The organism is Aeromonas sp. MR16 (assembly GCF_022549315.1).
In the GTDB taxonomy this organism is placed as follows: Bacteria; Pseudomonadota; Gammaproteobacteria; order Enterobacterales; family Aeromonadaceae; genus Aeromonas; species Aeromonas aquatica.
On record NZ_JAKZFK010000001.1, the window covers coordinates 305796 to 327486 of the forward strand.

Sequence of the window (21691 nt, forward strand, 5' to 3'; positions counted from 1 at the left end):
TCTTCGCGCCCCCATATACTCAGCCACGTGCTTTGCCAACGGTATAACAAGCCGAGAGGACATATATGAACCTAGAGCGTTCAGAACGCATCGAGATTCCCGTCCTGCCTCTTCGTGACGTGGTGGTTTACCCCCACATGGTCATTCCACTCTTCGTGGGGCGGGAAAAATCCATTCGCTGTCTGGAAGCGGCCATGGAGCAGGACAAGAAAGTCCTGCTGGTGGCCCAGAAAGATGCGTCGACTGACGAGCCAACGGTGGAGGAGATCTTCTCCGTCGGGACAGTGGCCAATATTTTACAGATGCTCAAGCTGCCGGACGGCACCGTCAAGGTGCTGGTGGAAGGGGGCCAGCGTGCCCGTCTTGAGCGGATGATCGATGACAAGGACTTCTTCGTCGGGGAGGCGCAGTACATAGCGTCTGCCGCCATCGAGGAGAAGGATCAGGATGTGCTGGTGCGCTCCGCTATCGGTCAGTTTGAAGGTTACATCAAGCTCAACAAGAAGATCCCGCCCGAGGTTCTGACCTCGATCTCGGCGATCGATGACGCTGCGCGCCTGGCCGATACCATGGCCGCGCACATGCCGCTCAAGCTCGAAGACAAGCAGAAGGTGCTGGAAATCGCCTCTGTGTCCGAGCGCATCGAGTTTCTGATGGCCATGATGGAGTCGGAGATTGACCTGTTGCAGGTCGAAAAACGCATCCGCTCCCGGGTCAAGAAGCAGATGGAGAAGAGCCAGCGCGAGTACTACCTCAACGAGCAGATGAAGGCGATCCAGAAAGAACTGGGTGAGCTGGAAGACAGTCCGGACGAATTCGAGGCCCTCAATCGCAAGATTGAAGAGGCGGGAATGCCGGAGGATGCCCGTGAGAAGGCCCTGGCCGAGCTCGCCAAGCTGAAGATGATGTCCCCCATGTCGGCGGAAGCCACTGTGGTGCGCAGCTACGTGGACTGGATGGTACAGGTGCCCTGGAAGGCCCGCTCCAAGGTCAAGAAGGATCTCGCCAAGGCACAAGAAGTGCTGGATTCGGATCACTATGGCCTGGAGAAGGTCAAGGATCGCATCCTCGAGTACCTGGCGGTGCAGGCGCGAGTCAACAAGCTCAAGGGCCCCATCCTCTGTCTGGTTGGGCCTCCCGGTGTGGGCAAGACATCGCTCGGTCAGTCCATCGCCAAGGCGACCGGTCGTAAGTATGTGCGCATGGCGCTCGGTGGTGTGCGTGACGAGGCGGAGATCCGCGGTCACCGCCGCACCTACATCGGCTCCATGCCCGGCAAGCTCATCCAGAAGATGGCCAAGATCGGCGTGAAGAACCCGCTGTTCCTGCTCGACGAGATCGACAAGATGAGCTCGGACATGCGCGGCGATCCCGCCTCAGCCCTGCTGGAAGTGCTGGATCCGGAGCAGAACAACAGCTTCAACGATCACTATCTGGAAGTGGATTATGACCTGTCGGACGTGATGTTCGTGGCCACCTCCAACTCCATGAACATCCCGGGTCCGCTGCTGGATCGGATGGAAGTGATCCGCCTGTCCGGGTACACCGAGGACGAGAAGCTCAACATCGCCAAACAGCACCTGGTCGCCAAGCAGATCCAGCGCAACGGCTTGAAAGAGTCCGAGATCACCATCGAAGACTCGGCGCTGATCGGCGTGATCCGCTACTACACCCGCGAGGCGGGGGTGCGTAGCCTGGAGCGCGAGATCTCCAAGATCTGTCGCAAGGCAGTCAAACGCATCCTGCTGGACAAGAGCATCAAGCATGTTCAGGTCAATCAGGACAACCTCAAGGAATTCCTCGGGGTGCAGCGCTTCGACTACGGCAAGGCCACCGATCAGAACCAGGTAGGTCAGGTGTGCGGGTTGGCCTGGACCGAGGTGGGGGGCGATCTGCTCACCATCGAGACCACCAACGTGCCGGGCAAGGGCAAGCTCACCTACACCGGTTCCCTCGGTGACGTGATGCAGGAGTCTATCCAGGCGGCCATGACGGTAGTGCGGGCCCGTGCCGAGAAGCTGCGCATCAATGCCGACTTCTACGAGAAGCGCGACATCCACGTGCACGTGCCGGAAGGGGCGACCCCGAAGGATGGCCCGAGCGCCGGTATCGCCATGTGTACCGCCCTGGTCTCCAGCCTGACCGGCAACCCGGTTCGCGCCGATGTGGCCATGACCGGGGAGATCACCCTGCGCGGTGAGGTACTGCCCATCGGTGGCCTCAAAGAGAAGCTGCTGGCGGCCCACCGTGGCGGTATCAAGCGGGTGTTGATCCCGTTTGAGAACGCCCGTGACCTGGAAGAGATCCCGGCCAACGTCAAACAAGATCTTGAAATTTATCCGGTTCGCTGGATTGATGAGGTGTTGGCGCTGGCGTTGCAGGACAATCCGCAGGGTTTCGAACGCGTTTCTGTCGTGTAAATGTTGATGCGCCGCAAATTTGGCGCATTCGGGAGGTGGTAAAGGCTTGCATGCGCCGGATAACGGAAGTAGCCTTGACCACCGATCGGGTACTCATGATGAGTCGCAATGCGTGATGTGGCGCGGGTTTGCGCCAGATTGTCACTTGCAACTGATCAGGAGGCTTGCTATAAAACCTCCACTTGTTGTGGCCAGGGAAATCAGCGCCGCAGCGATGTTCGATAAAAGGGGAATATAAGAGTGAATAAATCTCAACTGATTGACAAGATTGCAGACGGTGCTGATATCTCCAAAGCCGCTGCTGGCCGTGCGCTGGATGCCTTCATCGATGCAGTAGGTGAAGCTCTGAAAGAGGGTGACCAGGTTGCGCTGGTTGGTTTCGGTACTTTCGCAGTTCGCGAGCGTGCTGCTCGTTCTGGCCGTAACCCGCAAACTGGTGCGACCATCGAAATCGCCGCCGGTAAAGTTCCTGCCTTCAAAGCCGGCAAGGCCCTGAAAGACGCGGTCAACTAAGCCGGGCGCTGATTTCACATCGGCCACCGTCCTTGGTCGCAGACCAGACAAGTGAGAGGGCTCTCCCTCATACTGATTGACCAAGGCGCATCGCAATCGGTGCGCCTTTTCATTATTTACGCCCATCGAGTTCGGGAGCATAAGTACAAACATGATGTTGGATAAACTACGCGAAGGGGCGCAGGGCAAGGTAGCCAAGGTTATCTTGGGCCTGATCATCCTCTCCTTTGCCTTGGCCGGGGTAGGCAGCTACCTCAATGGCCCGGCACGTACCGCCCCCGCTACCGTCAATGGCAATGACATCAGTGCTCCCGCACTGGAGAATGCCTATCGCAACGAGCGGGCCCGCATGGAATCTCAAATGGGTGAGGCCTTCAATCAGATGGCTGCCAACCCCGATTACATGAAACAGTTCCGCCGTGGGGTGCTGGACCGGCTGATCGATCAGGCGCTGATCGATGGCAAGGCCCGCGAACTCGGCCTGCGCGTCAGCGACGAGCAGATCAAGCAGGCCATCGTCGCCATGCCGGAGTTTGTCGAAGACGGCAAGTTCAACAACGAGCGCTATCTGCAGCTGATCCGCCGCGCCGGCATGACGCCGGAGATGTTCCGCGACTCCCTGCGCCAGGACATGGTGCGCCAGCAACTGATGGGGGCCCTGCTGGGTTCCGAATTTGCGCTCAAGGGTGAAGCCGAACAGCTCGACAGACTCTATAACCAGACCCGCGATCTGCGCCTGGTGCGCCTGAGCGCCGCCGCCTACATGAATGAGGTCGAGGTGACCGACGCCGAGGTAGAGCAGTTCTACAAGGCCAACAGTGCCCGCTTCATGAACGACGAGAAGGTCAAGGTCGACTACCTGCTGCTGGACGCGGCCAATCTTGGCAAGGAAATCAAGGTCAGCGAACAGGATGCCCAGGATTACTACGATCAGCACCAGGACCAGTTCCAGCGTGCCGAGCGTCGCCAGGTAGCACACATCCTGATCCCGTTTGGCAAGGATGAGAAAGCTGCCGAGCAGAAGGCGAGCGAGTTGCTGGTGAAAGCCAAGGGCGGTGAAGACTTCGCCGCGCTGGCCAAGGCCAACTCCTCCGATACCTTCTCCGCCAAGAAGGGCGGCGAGCTGGACTGGTTCGAGAAAGGGGTCATGGATCCCACCTTCGAGAAGGCCGCCTTCGAGCTGGCCAAGGCCGGCGATCTCTCCGCCGTGGTGAAGAGCCCGTTTGGCTTCCACATCATCAAGCTGCTGGCCGTCGAGCCCGCTCAGACCAAGCCGTTTGCCGATGTGATGAGCGAAACCATCAGCCGTCTGCAAGCCGACAAGGCCAAGGAGCAGTTCTTTGCCCTGCAGCAGAAGATGGCCGACAGCAGCTTCGAAAACCCGGACTCGCTGGATCTCACCGCCGAGACCATGGGTCTGAAGGTCATCTCCTCTGACTACTTCAGTCAGGCCGATGCGGCTGCACCGCTCAATGATCCCAAGGTGCTGGCGGTGGCGTTCTCCGAACAGCTGCGCGATGACAACACCAACTCCGATGTGATTGAACTGGCAGATGGCAAGGCGCTGGTGCTGCACATCATGGGTCACCAGCCGAAGGCCGCCAAGCCGCTGGCAGACGTCAAGGAGCAGGTGGTTGCGGCCATCAAGCACGACAAGGCGAGCGAAGTGGCGCGCAGCAAGGCGCAGGCCCTGCTGGACAAGCTGCACGCGGGTGAAGACATCCAGGCCGACTTGACCGCACTGGGTGCCAAAGTGGAGACCCATGACGGCGTCGCTCGCTTCACTCAGGACATGGATCAGAACCTGCTGGCCCAAGCCTTCCGCATGCCCCATCCGAAGGATGGCAAGCCGAGCGTGGAGCTGGTCGCCGAAGCCAATGGCGATCGGGTCGTGGTGGCGCTGGACAAGGTCAACGTGACCAAGGAGCCGTCCCAGATGGTCAGCCTGCTGCAAGGCCAGCTTGGCCAGGGCAAGGCACAGGCCTCCTACAAGTCGCTGATCGACGAGCTGCGCAAGACCGCGAAGATCGAGTACTTCACCGACGTGGAAGCGACCGTCGAATAAACCCGACATCGCACTCCATCGAAAACGGCCCCACTATGGGGCCGTTTTTTTATCTGCAAAATAGGGCTGTGGTAGTGTGATATGCCACCCAACCCCGCTTCATACACAGCCCCAACTGCCCGTTGTGAACAGGTCGGCAGCACAGTGGCGGGATCCGGGGCAATAAAAAAACCGGCGCCTTGGCGCCGGTTTGCATTGGATGAGTGCGGGGCAGGGTGCTTACACCACGCCCTGAGTGCGCAGGTAATCCTCGTAGGTACCGCCGAAGTCGCGGATGCCGTTCTCGGTCAGCTCCATGATGCGGGTCGCCAGGGAGGAGACGAACTCGCGGTCGTGGGAGACGAAGATCAGGGTCCCTTGGTACATCTCCAGCGCCATGTTCAAGGATTCGATAGATTCCATGTCCAGGTGGTTGGTCGGCTCATCCATGATCAGGATGTTGGGGCGCTGCATCATCAGCTTGCCGAACAGCATGCGACCCTGCTCGCCACCGGACAGCACCTTGACCGGCTTCTTGATGTCGTCCTGAGTGAACAGCAGACGGCCCAGGATGGAGCGCACCGCCTGCTCGTCTTCGTTGGGCTGTTTCCACTGGGTCATCCAGTCGAACACGTTGAGATCGGTGTCGAAGTCTTCGGCGTGATCCTGGGCGTAGTAACCGATCTGGGCGTTTTCGGACCACTTGATGGTGCCGCTGTCCGGTGCCAGTTCGCCCATCAGGGTCTTGATCAGGGTGGATTTACCGATGCCGTTGGTACCCAGAATGGCGACCTTCTCGCCCACTTCCAGCATCATGCTGAGGCCCTTGAACAGCGGCGTCTCACCGTAGCCCTTGGACACCCCTTCCACTTCCAGAATGTTGCGGTACAGCTTCTTCTCCTGCTCGAAGCGGATGAAGGGGTTCTGACGGCTGGAGACCTTCACTTCCTCGATCTTGATCTTGTCGATCTGCTTGAGGCGGGAGGTCGCCTGGCTGGACTTGGAGGCGTTGGCGCTGAAACGGGAGACGAAGGATTGCAGATCGGCGATCTGGGCCTTCTTCTTGGCGTTGTCGGAGAGTAGACGCTCGCGAGCCTGGGTGGCCGCGGTCATGTACTCGTCGTAGTTGCCCGGGTAGACACGCAGCTCGCCGTAGTCCAGATCCGCCATGTGAGTACAGACGGAGTTCAGGAAGTGACGGTCGTGAGAGATGATGATCATGGTGCTTTCACGATCGTTGAGCACCTGCTCCAGCCAGCGAATGGTGTTGATATCCAGGTTGTTGGTCGGTTCGTCCAGCAGCAGGATGTCGGGATTGGAGAACAGCGCCTGTGCCAGCAGCACCCGCAGTTTCCAGCCCGGTGCCACTTCGCTCATGGGGCCGTTGTGCTGTTCGATGGGGATACCGGCGCCCAGCAGCAATTCACCCGCGCGCGCTTCGGCGGTGTAGCCGTCGAATTCGGCGACGGTGCCTTCCAGCTCGGCGGCCTTCATGTAGTCGTCGTCGGTGGCTTCCAGGTTCGCGTAGATGGCATCACGCTCGGCGATGGCGGCCCACAGCTCGACGTGGCCCATCATGACCACGTCGAGTACGCGCATCTCTTCGTAGGCGAACTGATCCTGGCGCAACTTACCGATGCGCTCGTTGACGTCCAGGCTCACATTACCGCCAGTGGGCTCAAGGTCGCCGCCGAGGATCTTCATAAAGGTGGACTTGCCACAGCCGTTGGCGCCGATGAGGCCGTAGCGGTTGCCGCCGCCAAACTTGACGCTGATGTTCTCAAACAACGGCTTGGCGCCGAACTGCATGGTGATGTTATTGCTGCTTAACATATGATTTTAAAAAAATCCTTAATTATCAATGCACTGCGGCATCGGTTGAATATTCTGGGGCGCTATTGGGGCAAATGCCCATTTTTCTGCATTGCACTCCAGATCAGGTCGGCCTCACTGCGGCTTGCGGATTCGATCCATTTTCCATAGACCTCTTGCAACATCCTTGCGGAGTTGTGGCCCATCTGTTCAGCTATGAACGCAAGATTTCCGTGAGCAGTAATATTCCAACTGGCAAAAGTATGCCTAAGTTGATAGGCACGACGATATCGAACCCCAGACTTTTTGATTGCTGCTTGCCATGGTGCCACCAGGAAAACTGCGGAGTAAAACGGTGGTCTACCTGGCACAAGCCTGGTTGGACGAAAAACTGGGCGCAATGTTTGGCGCACGATCATGCCACCTGGCAGGTGCATGTCAATCTTTGCGTCCGAAAGTGCCCCAGTTATCTTAAATTGCTCCTCCAAAGCGACCAGAGCCGGGGGCATCAGATGTACAATCCGAGTGCGATTCGTCTTTGGCAGTTTGAACTGCATCTTCTGTTGAGTGATGTTGCGCCGGATGTGGATCACCCGCTGTTCCATATCGACATCCTCCCAACTGAGGGCGCGTAGCTCACCGGGACGGATCCCGGTGTAGGCCAATACCAACAGTATGTTCTTGAATTGCTTGTTAGAGGTTACCTCCAGCAACTTTTGGAACTCCCAATGCTCGAAAGGATCTGCGCTCTTTCCTGCACTTAACTTTGCTGCATGGACGCGCACATCAAACTCTCTCTCGATAAGTTCATTCCTCGCAGCCCACTGAAGTAAGTTCCCCACGTGTCCCAGGTAGGTCTTGACTGATCTTGGTTGGCAGTCGCCGAGCAAATCGTTGCGTAGCCTCTCGATATGCATGGGGAGCAGGTCGGCAATCGGCATGTCTTGGCCAAGGAACAAGGTCATTCTACGAAAGGCGCTAAGGTATGAGCGCTTGGTTGAGATGCCGACGGTGGGGCCTACGCTCTCCATAAATGCTGTGACGGTCTCAGCCAGGGTCATTCTGGTGGCATTGCTCATGCCTAGGCGCACGAGAGCCTTGGAGTTTGGGAAGTGTTTGGCATAGTCGAAATTGCCTAGCGCGATCTCGTGCTTAATCGCCGCCAGTTTGTTTGCTGCGAATTTGATGTTGGCTTTGCTCAGGGGGATGTCGAGGACTTCGCGGCAGCGGTTGCCTTTGTAGCTGAAGCAGAGTCGCAATTTGTTGCCGTGTACCTCTATCCCGGTCAGTCCAGCAACTAGGGTGGTCAGGTTATCTACTGCGTTGACTCTACCCACTTGTCGTACTCCTCAATGCTGTAGCGAACCTGTCCGTCAGGGCCATATTTCCAGATCACTCCCTCTGCCCATTCACCTTTAAGGCGACGGCCCTCGGCAGCCTTTTCTGTCATTCCTGTGAGTGCTTCGAATAGGCGCGGTCTTATCCATCGAGCGCAGGGGTAGATGTAGTTGTGTCGCATGTGGTCCTCGATTTAAGCATCTCCGCGAGCCGGTAACGCCCGCGGGTGTTGTAGTAGAAGGTTTGAACTTGTTTGCGTGAGTGTGACGCTTGGTCAAGGCGGAACTCTCCAAACTCCGGAGTCTTCAACTTGTGCAGGTTGGCGAGCCTGCCAATGGCTTGGGCGCTTACCCCCAGGTCCTTGCCCAGTTCGGTGGCGCTCCAGAGCTGGCCGTTAACCCTGGGAGCTTCGATAGGCAGATCAAAGTGAGCCAGGATGCGGCCGATCTCTGCGAGCTTGGCCGATCGGGAAAGGGTGGGGGAGCAAACGGTACGAACCAGGTCGTTGAGTAGTTGGCTGTCCTGGTCGATGGTCAGTTGAAGTTGTTGCATGGCGCGGTCCTCCTGTCCTTGAGGATGGGGCGCCAATTGGATTGAAGGAAGGGCCGTGATTTCTTGCTCCCCAAATCCGGTGGAGCAAGATTGGTTCGGCGGCTATGCTCGCCAGCCGCGGTACCCGATAAAACCAGGATCCCGCACTCGCCGAAATGGCAGGACGGGAAGGTGGGTTATTAAGGTCTTGAGCTGGGGGTTATCGGGTTGGCTGTCGATGGTGATCCGGGCGCCGGGGTTGATTCGCAGGTATCGCTCTCGTACATCAGCAGCCTCTTCCCTGGTTAACCCTGGTTGGATGATCGGCTCTCGGAAGCGCACAGTTTTACTCCTCACCACCAAGGGCGGTGAACAGATCGGGGATGAACTGGGCCAACTCACCAGTCACCAGGGCGAAGTCGGCATCCAGCCGGGCGACAGGGTCCTCGCTGGTGATGTCGTCGTTGCGCTCGCGCAGCTCCTCGCTGAATTTGAGGCGTTTGATGGTGAGGTCGTCGCCCAATACGAAGCTGATGGACTCCCCCCAGCTGAGGGCCAGCTTGGTAACCCGCTTGTCGTTTGCGAGGTGGTTTTTCACTTCGTCAGTGATCAGGTCCTGTTGCTTGAAGCGGGCGATGCCACCATGTTCCATGGCACTGCGTAGCTCGGCCTCTTCCTCCAGGGTGAAGGCTGCCGGCAGGTTCCCCTCATTCAACCACTCGGTCATGGTGAGTTCTGGCGGATTCTTGAGGGCGATAGGTACAGCTGGCAGGGTGCCGATGGACTTGCGCAGCAGGGCCAGCACGTCGTCAGCCTTCTTAACAGAGGAGGCATCGACCATCAGCAAGCCGTCGGCCGGGTTAATCCAGATGACGGTATTGGAGGTGCGGCTGAAAGCCCGGGGCAGCAGGGTGTGCAGCAGCTCCTCTTTCAGTGCCTCTTTCTCTTTCTTCTTGAGGGCTCGGCCCTGTTCCAGCTCGATCTCATCAATCTTCTCGGCCAGAGCCTCTTTGATGACTGTGGGCGGGATGATCTTTTCTTCCTTGCGGGCACAGATGAGGATCTGGCCGTCGGCTGAATGGGTGAGTGCCTTGCCTAATTTGCCGAATGGGGCGGTCCAGCCGAAGCGGGACATATCCTGGTTGCCGCAGGGAGTGAAGGTAAAGGCCTCCAGTTGGGTTTCCAACTGTTCAGCGGTCAACTCGAATGGGCGGGTGAAGCGGTAAAGCTGCAGGTTCTTAAACCACATGGTCGGGTCCTTATGGTTGGTTAATTACGGCGCTTGGCCTGGATGTTATGGAGTTTGCGGGCTGCGGCTTCGGCGGTTTGCCGATCGCAGGTAGTGCCGCCCGGTAGGATAAATGTGCCGGGTTGCTTGGGGTCGGGCATGATGACGCCGAGCCCAATGACTACTGCGCCGCAGTAGGGGCTTTCGGTTTTTTGCATGGGAGTCCTATGAGTTATCCACCGATTCTGTGAGGTCAGCAGTGGATGGTTTGGGGGTATCAGGCTGCAGACTGCGTCAGCAGTGATGGTGCTTCATTACCCCAGCAGTCCCAGCCTGGGGCGGCCAGACGAGCAAAGAGCTCTATGCGCGGCGTATCACCGCATAGTCTCTCTATGGCCTCGCGGAACTCGTTTGGCTTCTCGCTATGTCGGCCCACAGGCGCCTCGATGACTGCGCGGACACTCTTGTCCTTGATGAGCCGTCCCAACTTGCCCTTCACACCGATCAGCGCGCTTTCAGACCCAGCCCTAGTGGTGAACCCCATGCCGAAGACCGGGATCCGCTTCGCCTTGGTCAGCTTGCGCCACACAAAACCATTCATGTTCACCAGGCGGAAGCCCCAGGCACGGCACAGGTCGATCGCTTCCTGCGGCATGCTGCCTACCCACCACATCACCAGCAGGCAGTTCTCGTCGGCCAATTGGGCTACCGGCAGGGCCGCCATATCGGCGACGCTGGTCACGGTGTACTTCGCCTCGGCCGAGCTGGTCATGCTTCCACCGGTGTTGCGGTTGCCAAATTTCCAGGCGGGATCCGCGTAGATCACGCGGTACTTGCGATCAGTATTGAGGATGTCAATTTTCATGACTGCTCCTATACAATCCGGCCGGAGACGGCATATACCAGCGTTCCGGAGTGGCGTTTGAGGGTATCGACATCGTTGTCGCGCAGCGCGTAGTAGATCTGATCTACCAGCTCAGACCCTACCTCTATGCCGGAGATACTCCGGCGGCGAGCCTTGAGAGCTTCCTCTAGCACTTCGGTGTCGATTTCTTCGAGGTCAATATCAACCTCTATCTCTTGGGTGATGGTGATAGAGGTCATGCCGCCTTCTTCCCTGCATTGCCTATCAGCTTACGTGCTCTGGTCTGTTTGAGGCTGTCTTTGACCTTGAGCGGCGTCAGGCTGTGGCCGATGTTCTCGAGCTCCGCCAGGACGTTTGAGAGTTTTCCAATCCCCTGATCCAGTTCATCACTACGCAGGCGAATATGCTCCAGTTCAAACAGGGGGCTCTGCTTGTACTCGTTGACCAGGTACTGTTTTACTTCCTTTGGCATGGCGCGCTGCTTCACGATACCCACATCACCATCTACCAGAGGAATGGCATCCCAGTGGTAACCGGCACTGGTCTCGACGCGGAACACATACATGTGATCTCGGCTCGCCACTTGGCCATCCGTGGGCTTGAAAGCCTCCGCAACGATGCAGGGGCGGCGATAGATGTAGTAATGAACACCCTTCACTTCGATCGTTATTTCGGCCTCGAGGCCATCCTGCATCATGCGGTGCTGGATGTTCTGTACGGAGTCCTTGGCCTGGATAACTCCCCGGGCAGCTCGCATCAGGAGGGATTCTGTACGCTGTAGCTTCATCTTGAGCTCGTTGTGCTCAGCCTCCCGCTTGACCGCGGATTCTTCGAGTCGCTTTAACCTGGCCTTGGCCTTATCCAGCTCTGGTTTGTGGCGACGGCCCTCTTCTGCGTCGCGTTTGTAGGCGTCACGTTGATGGGCTATCTGGGCGCTGGTGGCCTCAATTTTGCGAACCATCTCTTCGTCGGTACGGCGGGCCGCTATCAGGCGAGAGCTCTGGATCTTGAGCGCGCGGTGCTCCTGGGTGATGGTCTCGATCTCCTGATCCCGGGCCTCCAGTTCACCGATCAGGGCATTGAACTCGTCGATATGTTCGTTTGCCGCGTCGCTGATCATGGTCAGGTTGGCGGCGAGAAGAGTTTCGAAGCTGGCGATGGCGACCTTGGCCGGGCCGTCCGGCATCTGGAGGATGGCCCGAAGTTGAGTGCTCAGGGTATTCAGGGCGAGGCTGGTCGCCTCGCTGGGGTTCAGCTTGGTCATGGTCTGGGTCCTGTTGGGAAAGAAAAAGCCCAGCAAGTTCTGGGCTTTGGTTGGTTAGTCGTCGTAGCTCTCGATAATGAGGTCGTAGTTGTGCGGGTGTTCACCCTGATCCAGGTTCACCTTGGATTTCATGGCGTAGGCGGCCATCAGCTTACGCTCAGCTCCGTAGAATGGGCCAACACACTTCTTGGATTTAACGTTATCCTCGTCGATTTTCATGGAGTAAATGCAGCCCTCTTTGTCGAGGTCGAGCTGATATTCGCAGCGGTATTTATCCATGTCCGCTTCTTTGCCGATGTAGATGTGACGATACCCATAGGAGGATTCTTCGATAATGAGCGTCATCTCCTCGTCAACGTGATCACCTTCGCCGTATTGGGTGATCGATTTGCGAACCGCATCGAGCACCCATGACAAGGTAATTTCGTCTGGAAGCTCGCTCATGATCTCCTGAATTTCCTTATCCAGCACCTCTGCCAGGCGCTGGTCATAGAACTCGGTCGCTGCCATGCGCAGGCGCTTGGTCACGAAGTCGTGATAGCTGGGGAAGTCGCTCAGATCATCGATGTTAGGCATGATGGCCTTGGTCAGCGCCTCTTTGACGGCCTTGCCCACATCGCTGTAGCTGCGCAGGACATCCTGAGCGCAGTCGTCGATCAGTTTGTCTGCGTATTTGCTGAGGGCCTGCTCCAGGGCGCCGCCCTGGATCTTCTGTTGGAGCACAGCTCCGAACATGGCCTGGACGGTGGCGTTGCTGGGGTCAATGGTCGGGGTGAACTCGTTGGTATCGGTCATGGTTGGTCCTCTGGGAGTGCAAAAGCCCCGTTGGCGGCGGGGCGGGTGATCAGTAGTTGATGGTCAAATGGTCGATCTTGTTGCTGGCGATGTACTTGACGAGATTCACTGCGACATCCTCAGCGAGACCCAGCCCCATCAAGTCCATCACGATGGAGCTGTTGATCCGGCCGCGGTGCTCACGGTCGGCCAGGCGGCGGGCGCTTTCTTCATCCTTGAGACGCTGTTCGTCGGCAATGTGCTGGCGTTCCTGCTCGGCGGCGCGGGTGGCGGCCTCTTCTGCCTGGCTCACGGCGTTCTCTTCGGCCTGCTGGCGTGCCAGCTCGGCGGCTTCGGCATCACGCCGGGCCTGCTCTTCGCGTTTTAGCGCGGCTTGGGTTTGGCGCTGTGCTTCCTGCTCGCGATGCTGGGCAGCTTCACGTTCCAGACGCTGGCGATTCTCTTCTTGGAGGCGGGCTTGCTCTGCGGCTTGCTCGGCTATCAGGCGCTCGCGGTCAATGCGCTCTTGCTCGGCCTGCTTCTTGCGCAGTACTTCCAGCTCGGCCTGCTCGGCTTCGTATTTCAGCCGGGTGGCCAGCGTCTCACCAAGGCGCTTGGCGGCCAGTTCCTTGGCCACGGTCGCCTGGGGCAGCAGCTCCTGCCAGCTATCGTCCAGCGCGGTCTGCTCGACCTCCAGCAGCATCGCCTGCAGGTCGGCCGCTACGATCTCGACACTGGCAGCGGAGCCCAGTTCATTGAGGTGGACCAGTCGGGATTGCAGGGCTTCAACCCGGGCAGCCTCGGCCTCTTCAAACCGGGTCAGCGGTTCACGCACTTCCTCTTTCAGGGCGTCAAGGGTGTCACGGATGGTCTTACGATGCTCATCAATCTTCCTGGGGATGGCCTTGTACTGGTCGGTCAGCTCTTTACCGAGCCCGTCCAGGTAGGTTTTTGTCTTGGCCACGGCATAGGCAATGCTGGCGATCTCCTTGCGTCCCTTGGTGGTAGTGGTGTCTGGCACCAGGCTGGTTGCCTTCTGGCGAATGTCGGCCAGTAGTTCATTCACCCCAGTGCCCTCGGTAAACAAGGTGACAGCGGTGGTGGGCTCGATGACAACCAGTTGGGCTTGGGCGGTGTCGGTTTTGGCTTGTTCGGTCATGGTGGGTCCTCTGGTTTGAATAGGCCCGCTTAGTGCGGGCCTGGGTGGTTATTGATGGTTACCGCGCTCGGCATCGAGTTGGCGTTTGCGCTCACCGGCGATCTGCTTGATGCCGTTGATGATGGCTTGATCGCCGGTTTCGTTTGCCCAGGTCCAGGCGGCGGTGTAGGCCTGTTGCCACTCAGTGGTTTCGCTGGAGCCTTCGATAGCTGCGCAGTGGTCGGCGTAGGCGCTGGCGTGATCCACCTGTTCGGTAGTCTCTGCTGCTTGCTCATGATCCAGGGTGACCGGTGCAGTGCCTTGATTGCGCATTGCGTCCAAGGCTCGGCTTGCCGGCTTGGTTGACTGAGTCGGCTGGCTGCCGGGGATCTCGTTGATGACGATCTCCTTGCCCTCCATCTCCTCTGCAGTGGGCTCGCTGCCGATCTCCGGCCAGGCTTTGCGCAGTGCTTGCGCTTCCGTACATTTGGCCAGCTGGGCATAGGGGCGCTTGCGCCACATAGCGTTGGGACACTCAGTCTTACCGCTCTGGGTGGCGTAGTTCTCCTTCCAGCGTTCCAAGGCATGGAATGCCACCCGCTGCCCATTCACCACCTTGTAGACGGTGTATTTGCACCACTGCGGGTAGGTGACCTTGATCTTGTTTTGCTGGTTGTAGGGGTCTTGGAACTCTTCGGTCACATCCGGACCAAATACCGGTTCGTCAGCACCGGCGTAGTTGCCTGAGCGGTCAGCCTGGATCCGGTACATCCCGATCCCGGGCATAGGCACATCCCGCCAGACCTTATCCTTGGAGCGGGCATCAGTCACCTGCATGGGGACGAGGTGAACCGGCTTGAGCAGAATGTCCAGGCCGCGAGCCTTGCAGTAGTCGATGGCCATGACCACCGAATCGGGGTTGGCACCCGGGTAGATGGTGTTGCACAGGGCGTTCCAGGTCGGCTCGTCGATGCCTCGCTGGACGAGAATGGGGAACTGGGCGGCGAAGTTCTCGACCGCCTGCTGTTTGATGCTGGTGATGTTGCTCATGCTGCTTTCCTTGTCGCCCAGGCTGGGCGCTGGAGGGGTTTGAAGTCGTGCCAGTCGTTGTTGACCCGGCAGTCGTGGAAGCGCTGGAGGTCGCGGCGGAACAGGTCCTTGCCCGCATCCTTCCAGTCGTCGGGGAGGGGCCGCACCCGCACAGGGTAGCGGCCACAGTTCACACTGGTGCTTACCGCCAGAAAGACGAATTCCGGCTGCTCGCCCATCACCCGGTGGAAGCCTTCGGAGTACATGGCGTCCTGCACGTGGTAGCGGAACTCCTCGACGTGGCGCTCTAAGCGACTCATGTCGTCCACCGACTTCACGTCAATGATGACGGGGTGATTACTCAGGTGGCGGTCTGGCCGTACCCGGCACAGCTCCTGGGTCTGGGGGTCAATCCAGTAGAAGGAGGCCTCGCTGTGTCCCTCCTGCTCCAGCAGCCAGCGGGCGTCCGGGTGGGCCATCACGCTGTCGCGCATCAGGTAGAGCTTGCGGCCCTCTTCGGCATCCATCACCGTCTTGCCCAGCTCGGCGCAGCCGGCCAGAAACTCGGCCTCCTCTGCCTTGCCGGCGTTGGTGCGGCGGTTGAACGGTGGGGCGATAATGAAGCGGTCTTTGAACTCGTCCGGCTCCAGCAGCAGGCAGTGGATGGCGCTGCCCATGTCGAAGGCTTTGAGCTTCTCCTGGTCGAGCGGGGTGTTCTTGGCCCAGATGTAGGTAGCCGGGCTCTCGGCTATTTGGTCGAGCTGGCTTTTGCTGACCCCGGGGCCAGCGTGGTACTCCTCGTTGGAGAGGCCGAACAGCCGACCAAGCGGGTGCGCGGCGGAGGTGTCTGCGATGGCGTTCATGCTGCGCTCCTGTGCTGGTATTGCTCCCACTGCTCGTCGCTCATTGCGTCGTGCAGGGCGGCAACGTGTTCACTCCAAGCCTGCGAGGCGAGGGCATTCAGCCCGGCGTCCAGCACTTGCTGGATCTGGAGGGTGAGTGGCACCTTGTCGCCGGACACCATCAGCAGGTAGATGGCCTGGTTGAGTTGGGTGGCTCGCTCGGCATTTACCTCGGCCAGCAGGGTGGCAGCGTCGGTATCGAGCTGGCCGGCCAGCAACAGCGGGAGGTTCTCTTCGCTCCACTCGGCGATCCATTCAACCATGGCGTTGGCCTCGGCCTCCTGGCTCTCCAGCAGGGCGAGCAGGGCGGTTTCGTTGGTCATGGCTAGATCTCCATTTCACGACGCAGGGTGCGCGCTTCGTGATACTCCTCGATGGCGCGGCGAGCGGCGGTGCGTTGGTGGGCAATCCGGCGCTCTGCGGCGCTGGGTTCGACGGTCACGCTGTAGCGATGCTGGGCGCGGGGCGGCATTGAGCCGCGAAATCCCATCATCTGGGCTTCGGTCAGTAGCTTCATGGTCTTGGTCCTTGGTCTGGGTCCTGGTGGTAATCAGCAGCAAGAAACGTTAATTTGGAATCATTTGACGCTTTATTTACTGGGGGAGTTATGGCGTGGTTTAAGGTGGTTACGGACAGCACTAGTAGTGCCGAATACAAGCAAATTACTCAGTGGGACAGTGTGTTAATTGGTCAAGGCACTTTTGGGCACAAGGTGTTCTCGGTTCTCAGTGATGACCATAAGCAGGTGACTTACTTTCTTTCTGATGAGTTTGAACCGATAGCGTTGGCGCTTAATGCTGAGCTTTGCGAGATGCCGTCAAAAGCCAGCGAAAATTCGCTCAAGCTCGTCATCGGGGATTCCTTTGCCCTGCACTCGAGCGAGTAACCCTCTGATCGCATCGAATCGAGGGGTGAAGTAGTTCCTGACGAAGTTGAACTCCGCAGCCCCATCGCCATCGATGAAGCCATTGCTGTAGATGTTGATGACTCTCCCGTCACGACTTGTGAGCTGGAAGACCAGAAGTGGTTCGTCTTTATCCGTCTGAATTGGCATTACGAGCTCCTCTTGCTGGTTAGCTTTGTGTCACGGGGCCTTCACCCTGGCCGGTGGTCAGCCAAGCGAAGTGGGCGGAAAGCTCGGGGTGCTGCGCTATCAACAGCAGGGTGCCGCCGCTGATTTCCCGGTAGTTCAGCTCGTAGTTCTTGAGCGTGGTGGGTGGGATGCCCAGCATGTCGGCGAACTTCGGCCGGCTGAGGCCGAGGCGCTCCCGCAACTGGCGCAGGCGTTTGCGGCATGCATCATTGAGTGGGGGGATGGTCAGGTTGCTTTGGTCGGTACGCTTTTTCATGGTCTGGGTCCTGTGGTGGTTATCCGAAGGCGGCCACGGCTACACCAGAGCCACCTTCGGATACCGGCTCGCAAGCCGGCACCGCGTCACCTTCCAGCCCCACATTCCGGATTGAACGGGTTAGCAGGGATCTGCCGGGCCAACAGATTACGAGCGGTGACTGCCCAATCCAGGTTGTTAAAGAGCGTGCTCAGCCGAATTTGGCGTGAGCGAAGCCAAAGCATCCTTGCGGTGCTTGAGAAAGAGGCTTTGGCTACGGCGCTATTAGGGAAGCGCCAGACCCGGGTCAGACGGCGTTGCGGTGGAACTCGGCGCGCCAGTGGAGGAGGGCGCTGTGCTTGGTGATGCCAGCTGTGCGCTTCTGGGCGGCACGGGCGGCGACGATGTGGTGCTGCTCGGTGGCCATCATGGCCAGATGCAGGCGTTGCTTGATGACCCGACGACGGGCGGCGTTGCCGTTCAGTCGGTCGGCGATGGCTGCAATCATCTGGTCGGCGCGATGCGCGGCTCTGGAAAAAATGCGCTTGGTCATGGTACATTTGCTCCTGTTGACGGGTTGGTCCTCGTTAACTCCCTTCCTAGCTTTGGCTTGGTTGGGTCCTTATTGCTGGGGTTGGTCCCCTGGCAATATGACTGGGGTGGTTCCCGGTCCTTCGAAGCCCGCCTTGTGCGGGCTTTGTCGTTCTTACGCGCTGGTCAAACGCTCCCTGGTCGTGGGCTGGGTCCTATCGCTGGTGGTCGATGATTCGTCTCAACCGGTTGAGCACTGACTCAATGCTCATGCGGTTGAGTGCTCCCGCGCTCGGCGGGAGCATCTGGTTACGCTGCAGCTTGCAGGCAGGCTGCACGGGCCTTGTGTTCTATACCGGCCTCGGTCTTGACGGTGTAGAACAGGCCGCCACCGCGGCGTTTGCCGAGGTCAGTGATATCGGTGATCACTGCCGGAACGGTGACGCGGGTCCGGGGGTTGGTGTACTGCACTGGATCGTTCACTTTCATGGTTGGTCCTCTGGGTAGTGATTTCGGTCTTGGTTGCTTCCTGAAATCGCATCTCACAAGTAGTTGCCAATCTGGAACAAATCCATTGTTGCCAAAAGACAACTGAATGTCAACGTTGATTCCAAAAGGAAACTGAAAAATTTCTAGAAGACAACAAAAAGCCCGCTCATGGCGGGCTTCATTGAATAGCGGGGGGAGGTGGTTATCTGCGGATTTCTACTACCTTGCCGAGCGTGATCAACTCTTTAGCTGTGAGGCTCCCGACTCTAGGGTCATCAACTCCATACCTCCAGCAGTCTAAGCCCTTGATGGCTCGTAGAAGGCGGAACTGGTCACTGGAAATGATCTTAACCAGCATGATGTCACCGTGATCTGGGGTCGTGTCTCCGAGGTCAACAAGGCAGGTGACACCAGTGATTATGCCTGCATCCTTCAGTTGATCATCATCAGCTTCGAGAGCAAACAGGTGGCCTTCACGTTCTGTAGCAAGTGATTTTCCTGTATTGGTGTGCGGCCATGCGTCGCTGATGTGGTCTCTTTGCAGGGCAGCCATAGTCCATACAGGTACAAGACCAGGGCCGGCTTCAATGTCACTGATCAAGCTGTCTGCTGAGCGTCCCAAGAACAGCCACACCGGGTCTATCCGGAGCGCCTTGCCAATGGACATCAGGCTGCTAGCCCTTATCTCACGCCCGGGCTCATTGAGCATGCGACTTATAACGGCCTTGCTCACCCCGCTCTTTCTACTGAGATCGGCAGGTGACACCCCCATCTCTTTCATTCGAGCCTCAAGGCGCTCAGCAAAATTCTTCATCACTTCACCAATGTTGCTTTCTTGCACCAAGTCTACCGCGGTGGTGATTGTCAAAGGGGCACTGATCATCTTGACTTAAATTTCCTTTTGGCAACAAAATGGCGCTTCAAAGACCACATGATGAGGACCAACCCATGCGCATAGAAGATGTCGAACAGTATTTCGGCAATGCTGCCAAGGCCAGTGAGGCTATCGGCATTGACCGATGCAACTTCTCTAAGTGGAGGAAGCACAACAAGGGCATAGTGCCTGCAAACCACGCTGTCAGCTTTGTTATCCATAGCGGGCATTCACTCGATATGGGATGGGAGGATTACCGACCAGAACAAACCGCAACCCAGCAGGCCGCCTGACCACCGGCCAGCTTTACCACCAAACACAGAGGACCAACGCCATGGGAAGAGTATCGCTCCCCGATCACGAAAAACTCGACACGCTGTCACCGCTGCGTGTGCGCGGCACCCCGGGCCAGCGTCAGGTGTGGCAGGAAGTGGGCGCAGAACTGCACATGACTGAAACCGCATTTGCCCGTACCTCGCTGCTGATCCTGCTTAAGGCCATATCTCAACATGAGCCGCAAATCCTGGCGAGAGCCGTCAAACGGGCCAATCGGAGCCTTGTCGAGCAGGGATACCCGCCCGTGACCGTCGAGGAGATCCTGGATGGCTCTGGCTTGCCCGAGCGCGGCCTGCTCCAGTTCAGCCCGGAAGACGAGGCCACCTACAACGAGGAGCGCCCGCTGCGCCTCCTGCAAAAGCTCATCAAATTCATTCTCGGGAGGTAACACAGTGACTACGAAATCCAGGCCGCCACGCCCGGCATCGCAACACGTCAGTGATCGCGACAACATCATCTTGAAGGCCGTGATCCATGAACTGGCGCTTGAGTTGGATACCGCACTTATCCCGACTGCGCACGCTGCCGGTACCGATCGGCAGGCACTGCGCCTGGCCCGCGAGCTGCAGACCCGCACAGTCGAACGCGCTGAGGATCAAATTAGCGCATAGCTACAACCTGCCCGCCTAACCACCGGGCAGAACACCACAGGACCCAACAATGACCAAGCTAACCCAGGCCCCTGGGGCCGACCTATTGCGCCATTCCTCACTGTTTGAGCAGGAGGTGGCCCATGCATCCTAAAGAGTTCATCGATCGCCACGTGCGTCAGCTCCTGCTTGCCGACGGATATTCTGACGAAGCTACCCACCTGGCCTGCAAAGAGGCAGTAAGCCACTACGAGAAAACATCAGGTTTCCGTAAGGGAGCTGTGTTCTCGGAGTGCCTGCGCGTTGCCAAGCGCATGGCGAAGCTGATCCAGAAGAAGCAGCGTCAGCAGGCGAGGGCAGAGAAGAAGAATGGGAAGGTGGCGGCATGAGCATGCTACTGATGGCCAAGGCCATGAGCATCAAGGTAGGGAACCCATTACGGAAGCTCGTACTGATCAAGCTGGCGGATAACGCCAGTGATACCGGCGAATGCTGGCCTTCTCACCAACACATTGCCGATCAGTGTGAGATATCCAGGCGTTCGGTTATCACCCATATTGAGGCGCTCTGTGAGACAGGGTTACTACAAAAAAGCTCCCGGATTGGGTCTGCAGGTAAGCGATCTAACGTGTATATCCTGACACTTGATGGTGCAGGAGCCGCACATCCAAATGTGCAGGAGATTCACATGGTATGTGCAGCAGATGCACAGACCCCTAGTGCAGGAGCTGCACATAGAATCAGTAACTCTTTAGAACCAGTCATTGATCCAAAGATCCCCCCTGTATCCCCCAAGGGGGAAAAACGCCCTGACAGTGGGACGTCACGACGAGGTACACGCTTGCCAAATGACTGGAGGCTCCCAGGAGAGTGGGGGAGGTGGGCTATCCAGGAGACAGGGCTTCCTCGAGAGCGGATCCTGCTGGAGGCGGCGACGTTCGCCGATTACTGGCAGGCGCTGCCCGGCGCCAAGGCCGTCAAGCTGGACTGGGAGAAGACCTGGCGTAATTGGATTCGCCGGGCGGCCAGCTCGTTCCGAACCGCGGCACAGCGGAAGCCCTTGGCAAATATCCAGGCTGCCCAGCAAGCTGCTCAGGCACTCAGAGAGTCGGGGAGGGGAGACTATGACGACAGCACTCCGCTCTAGCGAGACGACCGCCTTGGCTGCCCTAGGGGACACTCTGCAGGTCAGTGCTCGCATGTCGGTATTTCTGGCTGAGGAGTTGCTGCCGCTGATGGCCGGGATCTGGCCGGCCAGTGCCAACCAGCTAGACAGCAATGCCCGCGGCGTAGCGTTGGCTTGGGGGAGCCTGCTCAGGGGCTTCAATGCGCAGCAGATCCGCGAGGCGGTGCTGCAGCTAGGTGAGGATGCAGATCGGCAGTTCGCCCCGCGGCCGGCGGAGGTGCGGGCTGCAATCCAGCAACGTAGCCCGGCTTCCCGAGCCACCCTGGTGGGCCGCCAGGTGTCTATTCGGGCCTGTGAAATGGAGGCCGAGGTGCGAGTGTTTCTGCGGAAGCATTCAGTACCGGCCGACGCTGTGGCCAAGGAACTGCAGAAGGTGCTGGCTGAGAAGGCGCGCCAAGGAGTGACTGTGATTGGGGAAGAAACATGAGGGTTCAGGGAGGAGACACTGCACAGCCCGGAGTTCAGTAGACTGGGACGATGTGGGGGGAAGCCACAAGGC

General features: G+C 58.4%; 27 protein-coding genes. 8 read left to right on the top strand and 19 right to left on the bottom strand.

The features are described from left to right. The first annotated feature begins 65 nt into the window (after positions 1-65). The 3 genes from lon to ppiD all read left to right on the top strand — a co-directional run bounded on the left by lon (position 66) and on the right by ppiD (position 4998). Positions 66-2420: an endopeptidase La gene (gene lon, locus MM194_RS01235; RefSeq protein WP_241342370.1), complete on the top strand. Its 2355-nt coding sequence runs from the start codon at positions 66-68 to the stop codon at positions 2418-2420. Positions 2421-2660: 240 nt separating this feature from the next. Then, positions 2661-2933, top strand: coding sequence for a nucleoid-associated protein HU-beta (gene hupB / locus MM194_RS01240; protein ID WP_005315375.1), 273 nt, complete (start codon positions 2661-2663; stop codon positions 2931-2933). 151 nt (positions 2934-3084) lie between these two features. Next, positions 3085-4998 carry a peptidylprolyl isomerase gene (gene ppiD / locus MM194_RS01245; RefSeq protein WP_241342371.1) on the top strand — a complete coding sequence of 638 codons (1914 nt, stop codon included), beginning with the start codon at positions 3085-3087 and terminating at the stop codon, positions 4996-4998. Between the two features lie 219 nt (positions 4999-5217). Here the strand turns inward: ppiD and MM194_RS01250 are convergent, their stop codons facing one another. The 19 genes from MM194_RS01250 to MM194_RS01340 form a co-directional block, all read right to left on the bottom strand. Further along, positions 5218-6810 (bottom strand): ABC-F family ATPase, encoded by a 1593-nt coding sequence (locus MM194_RS01250; RefSeq protein ID WP_033129958.1) that lies wholly within the window; start codon positions 6808-6810, stop codon positions 5218-5220. 62 nt (positions 6811-6872) lie between these two features. Next, positions 6873-8126, bottom strand: coding sequence for a site-specific integrase (locus tag MM194_RS01255; protein ID WP_241342372.1), 1254 nt, complete (start codon positions 8124-8126; stop codon positions 6873-6875). A gap of 142 nt (positions 8127-8268) precedes the next feature. Beyond that, positions 8269-8679, bottom strand: coding sequence for a hypothetical protein (locus MM194_RS01260; RefSeq protein WP_241342373.1), 411 nt, complete (start codon positions 8677-8679; stop codon positions 8269-8271). A 325-nt stretch (positions 8680-9004) separates the two neighbouring features. Beyond that, the gene (gene rdgC, locus MM194_RS01265) at positions 9005-9907 is read right to left on the bottom strand and encodes a recombination-associated protein RdgC (protein WP_241342374.1); all 903 of its coding nucleotides are present in this window, start codon (positions 9905-9907) and stop codon (positions 9005-9007) included. Between the two features lie 20 nt (positions 9908-9927). Further along, a complete protein-coding gene (locus MM194_RS01270) occupies positions 9928-10104 on the bottom strand; it encodes a hypothetical protein (RefSeq protein WP_241342375.1) in 177 nt (58 codons plus the stop codon). Between the two features lie 59 nt (positions 10105-10163). After that, positions 10164-10751 (bottom strand): MT-A70 family methyltransferase, encoded by a 588-nt coding sequence (locus MM194_RS01275; protein ID WP_213343034.1) that lies wholly within the window; start codon positions 10749-10751, stop codon positions 10164-10166. A gap of 8 nt (positions 10752-10759) precedes the next feature. After that, positions 10760-10990, bottom strand: a complete 231-nt coding sequence (locus MM194_RS01280) for a hypothetical protein (RefSeq protein WP_042642178.1) — start codon at positions 10988-10990, stop codon at positions 10760-10762. Beyond that, positions 10987-12015, bottom strand: coding sequence for a hypothetical protein (locus tag MM194_RS01285; protein WP_241342376.1), 1029 nt, complete (start codon positions 12013-12015; stop codon positions 10987-10989). The genes MM194_RS01280 and MM194_RS01285 overlap by 4 nt, the downstream gene beginning before the upstream one ends. Positions 12016-12069: 54 nt before the next feature. Beyond that, positions 12070-12810: a hypothetical protein gene (locus tag MM194_RS01290; protein WP_241342377.1), complete on the bottom strand. Its 741-nt coding sequence runs from the start codon at positions 12808-12810 to the stop codon at positions 12070-12072. Between the two features lie 49 nt (positions 12811-12859). Then, positions 12860-13948: a hypothetical protein gene (locus MM194_RS01295; protein WP_241342378.1), complete on the bottom strand. Its 1089-nt coding sequence runs from the start codon at positions 13946-13948 to the stop codon at positions 12860-12862. 48 nt (positions 13949-13996) lie between these two features. After that, positions 13997-14977, bottom strand: coding sequence for a phage recombination protein Bet (gene bet / locus MM194_RS01300; RefSeq protein ID WP_241342379.1), 981 nt, complete (start codon positions 14975-14977; stop codon positions 13997-13999). Continuing rightward, positions 14974-15819 (bottom strand): PD-(D/E)XK nuclease-like domain-containing protein, encoded by an 846-nt coding sequence (locus MM194_RS01305; protein WP_241342380.1) that lies wholly within the window; start codon positions 15817-15819, stop codon positions 14974-14976. Before MM194_RS01305 ends, bet begins: the two co-directional genes overlap by 4 nt. Beyond that, complete coding sequence (locus tag MM194_RS01310; RefSeq protein WP_241342381.1) at positions 15816-16181, bottom strand: hypothetical protein; 366 nt, start codon at positions 16179-16181, stop codon at positions 15816-15818. Before MM194_RS01310 ends, MM194_RS01305 begins: the two co-directional genes overlap by 4 nt. 2 nt (positions 16182-16183) lie before the next feature. After that, on the bottom strand, positions 16184-16375 hold the full coding sequence (locus tag MM194_RS01315; protein WP_241342382.1) for a hypothetical protein: 192 nt from the start codon (positions 16373-16375) through the stop codon (positions 16184-16186). Between the two features lie 300 nt (positions 16376-16675). After that, positions 16676-16912 (bottom strand): hypothetical protein, encoded by a 237-nt coding sequence (locus MM194_RS01320; protein WP_241342383.1) that lies wholly within the window; start codon positions 16910-16912, stop codon positions 16676-16678. Between the two features lie 19 nt (positions 16913-16931). Continuing rightward, the gene (locus MM194_RS01325) at positions 16932-17207 is read right to left on the bottom strand and encodes a helix-turn-helix transcriptional regulator (protein WP_241342384.1); all 276 of its coding nucleotides are present in this window, start codon (positions 17205-17207) and stop codon (positions 16932-16934) included. 286 nt (positions 17208-17493) lie between these two features. After that, the gene (locus MM194_RS01330) at positions 17494-17739 is read right to left on the bottom strand and encodes a hypothetical protein (RefSeq protein ID WP_241342385.1); all 246 of its coding nucleotides are present in this window, start codon (positions 17737-17739) and stop codon (positions 17494-17496) included. A 287-nt stretch (positions 17740-18026) separates the two neighbouring features. After that, positions 18027-18206, bottom strand: a complete 180-nt coding sequence (locus tag MM194_RS01335; RefSeq protein ID WP_241342386.1) for a hypothetical protein — start codon at positions 18204-18206, stop codon at positions 18027-18029. A 202-nt stretch (positions 18207-18408) separates the two neighbouring features. Continuing rightward, positions 18409-19089 carry a helix-turn-helix domain-containing protein gene (locus tag MM194_RS01340; protein ID WP_168756620.1) on the bottom strand — a complete coding sequence of 227 codons (681 nt, stop codon included), beginning with the start codon at positions 19087-19089 and terminating at the stop codon, positions 18409-18411. Between the two features lie 65 nt (positions 19090-19154). On the opposite strand from MM194_RS01340, the gene MM194_RS01345 reads away from it, so the two are divergent. The 5 genes from MM194_RS01345 to MM194_RS01365 all read left to right on the top strand — a co-directional run bounded on the left by MM194_RS01345 (position 19155) and on the right by MM194_RS01365 (position 21619). Beyond that, the gene (locus MM194_RS01345) at positions 19155-19373 is read left to right on the top strand and encodes a hypothetical protein (RefSeq protein ID WP_135319753.1); all 219 of its coding nucleotides are present in this window, start codon (positions 19155-19157) and stop codon (positions 19371-19373) included. Between the two features lie 41 nt (positions 19374-19414). Beyond that, positions 19415-19804: a hypothetical protein gene (locus MM194_RS01350; RefSeq protein WP_241342387.1), complete on the top strand. Its 390-nt coding sequence runs from the start codon at positions 19415-19417 to the stop codon at positions 19802-19804. Positions 19805-20149: 345 nt separating this feature from the next. Continuing rightward, positions 20150-20395 carry a hypothetical protein gene (locus tag MM194_RS01355; protein ID WP_241342388.1) on the top strand — a complete coding sequence of 82 codons (246 nt, stop codon included), beginning with the start codon at positions 20150-20152 and terminating at the stop codon, positions 20393-20395. After that, on the top strand, positions 20392-21153 hold the full coding sequence (locus tag MM194_RS01360; protein WP_241342389.1) for a helix-turn-helix domain-containing protein: 762 nt from the start codon (positions 20392-20394) through the stop codon (positions 21151-21153). The genes MM194_RS01355 and MM194_RS01360 overlap by 4 nt, the downstream gene beginning before the upstream one ends. A 52-nt stretch (positions 21154-21205) precedes the next feature. Then, entirely contained in the window at positions 21206-21619 is a 414-nt protein-coding gene (locus MM194_RS01365; RefSeq protein ID WP_241342390.1) for a hypothetical protein, read from the top strand. Positions 21620-21691 lie beyond the last annotated feature (72 nt).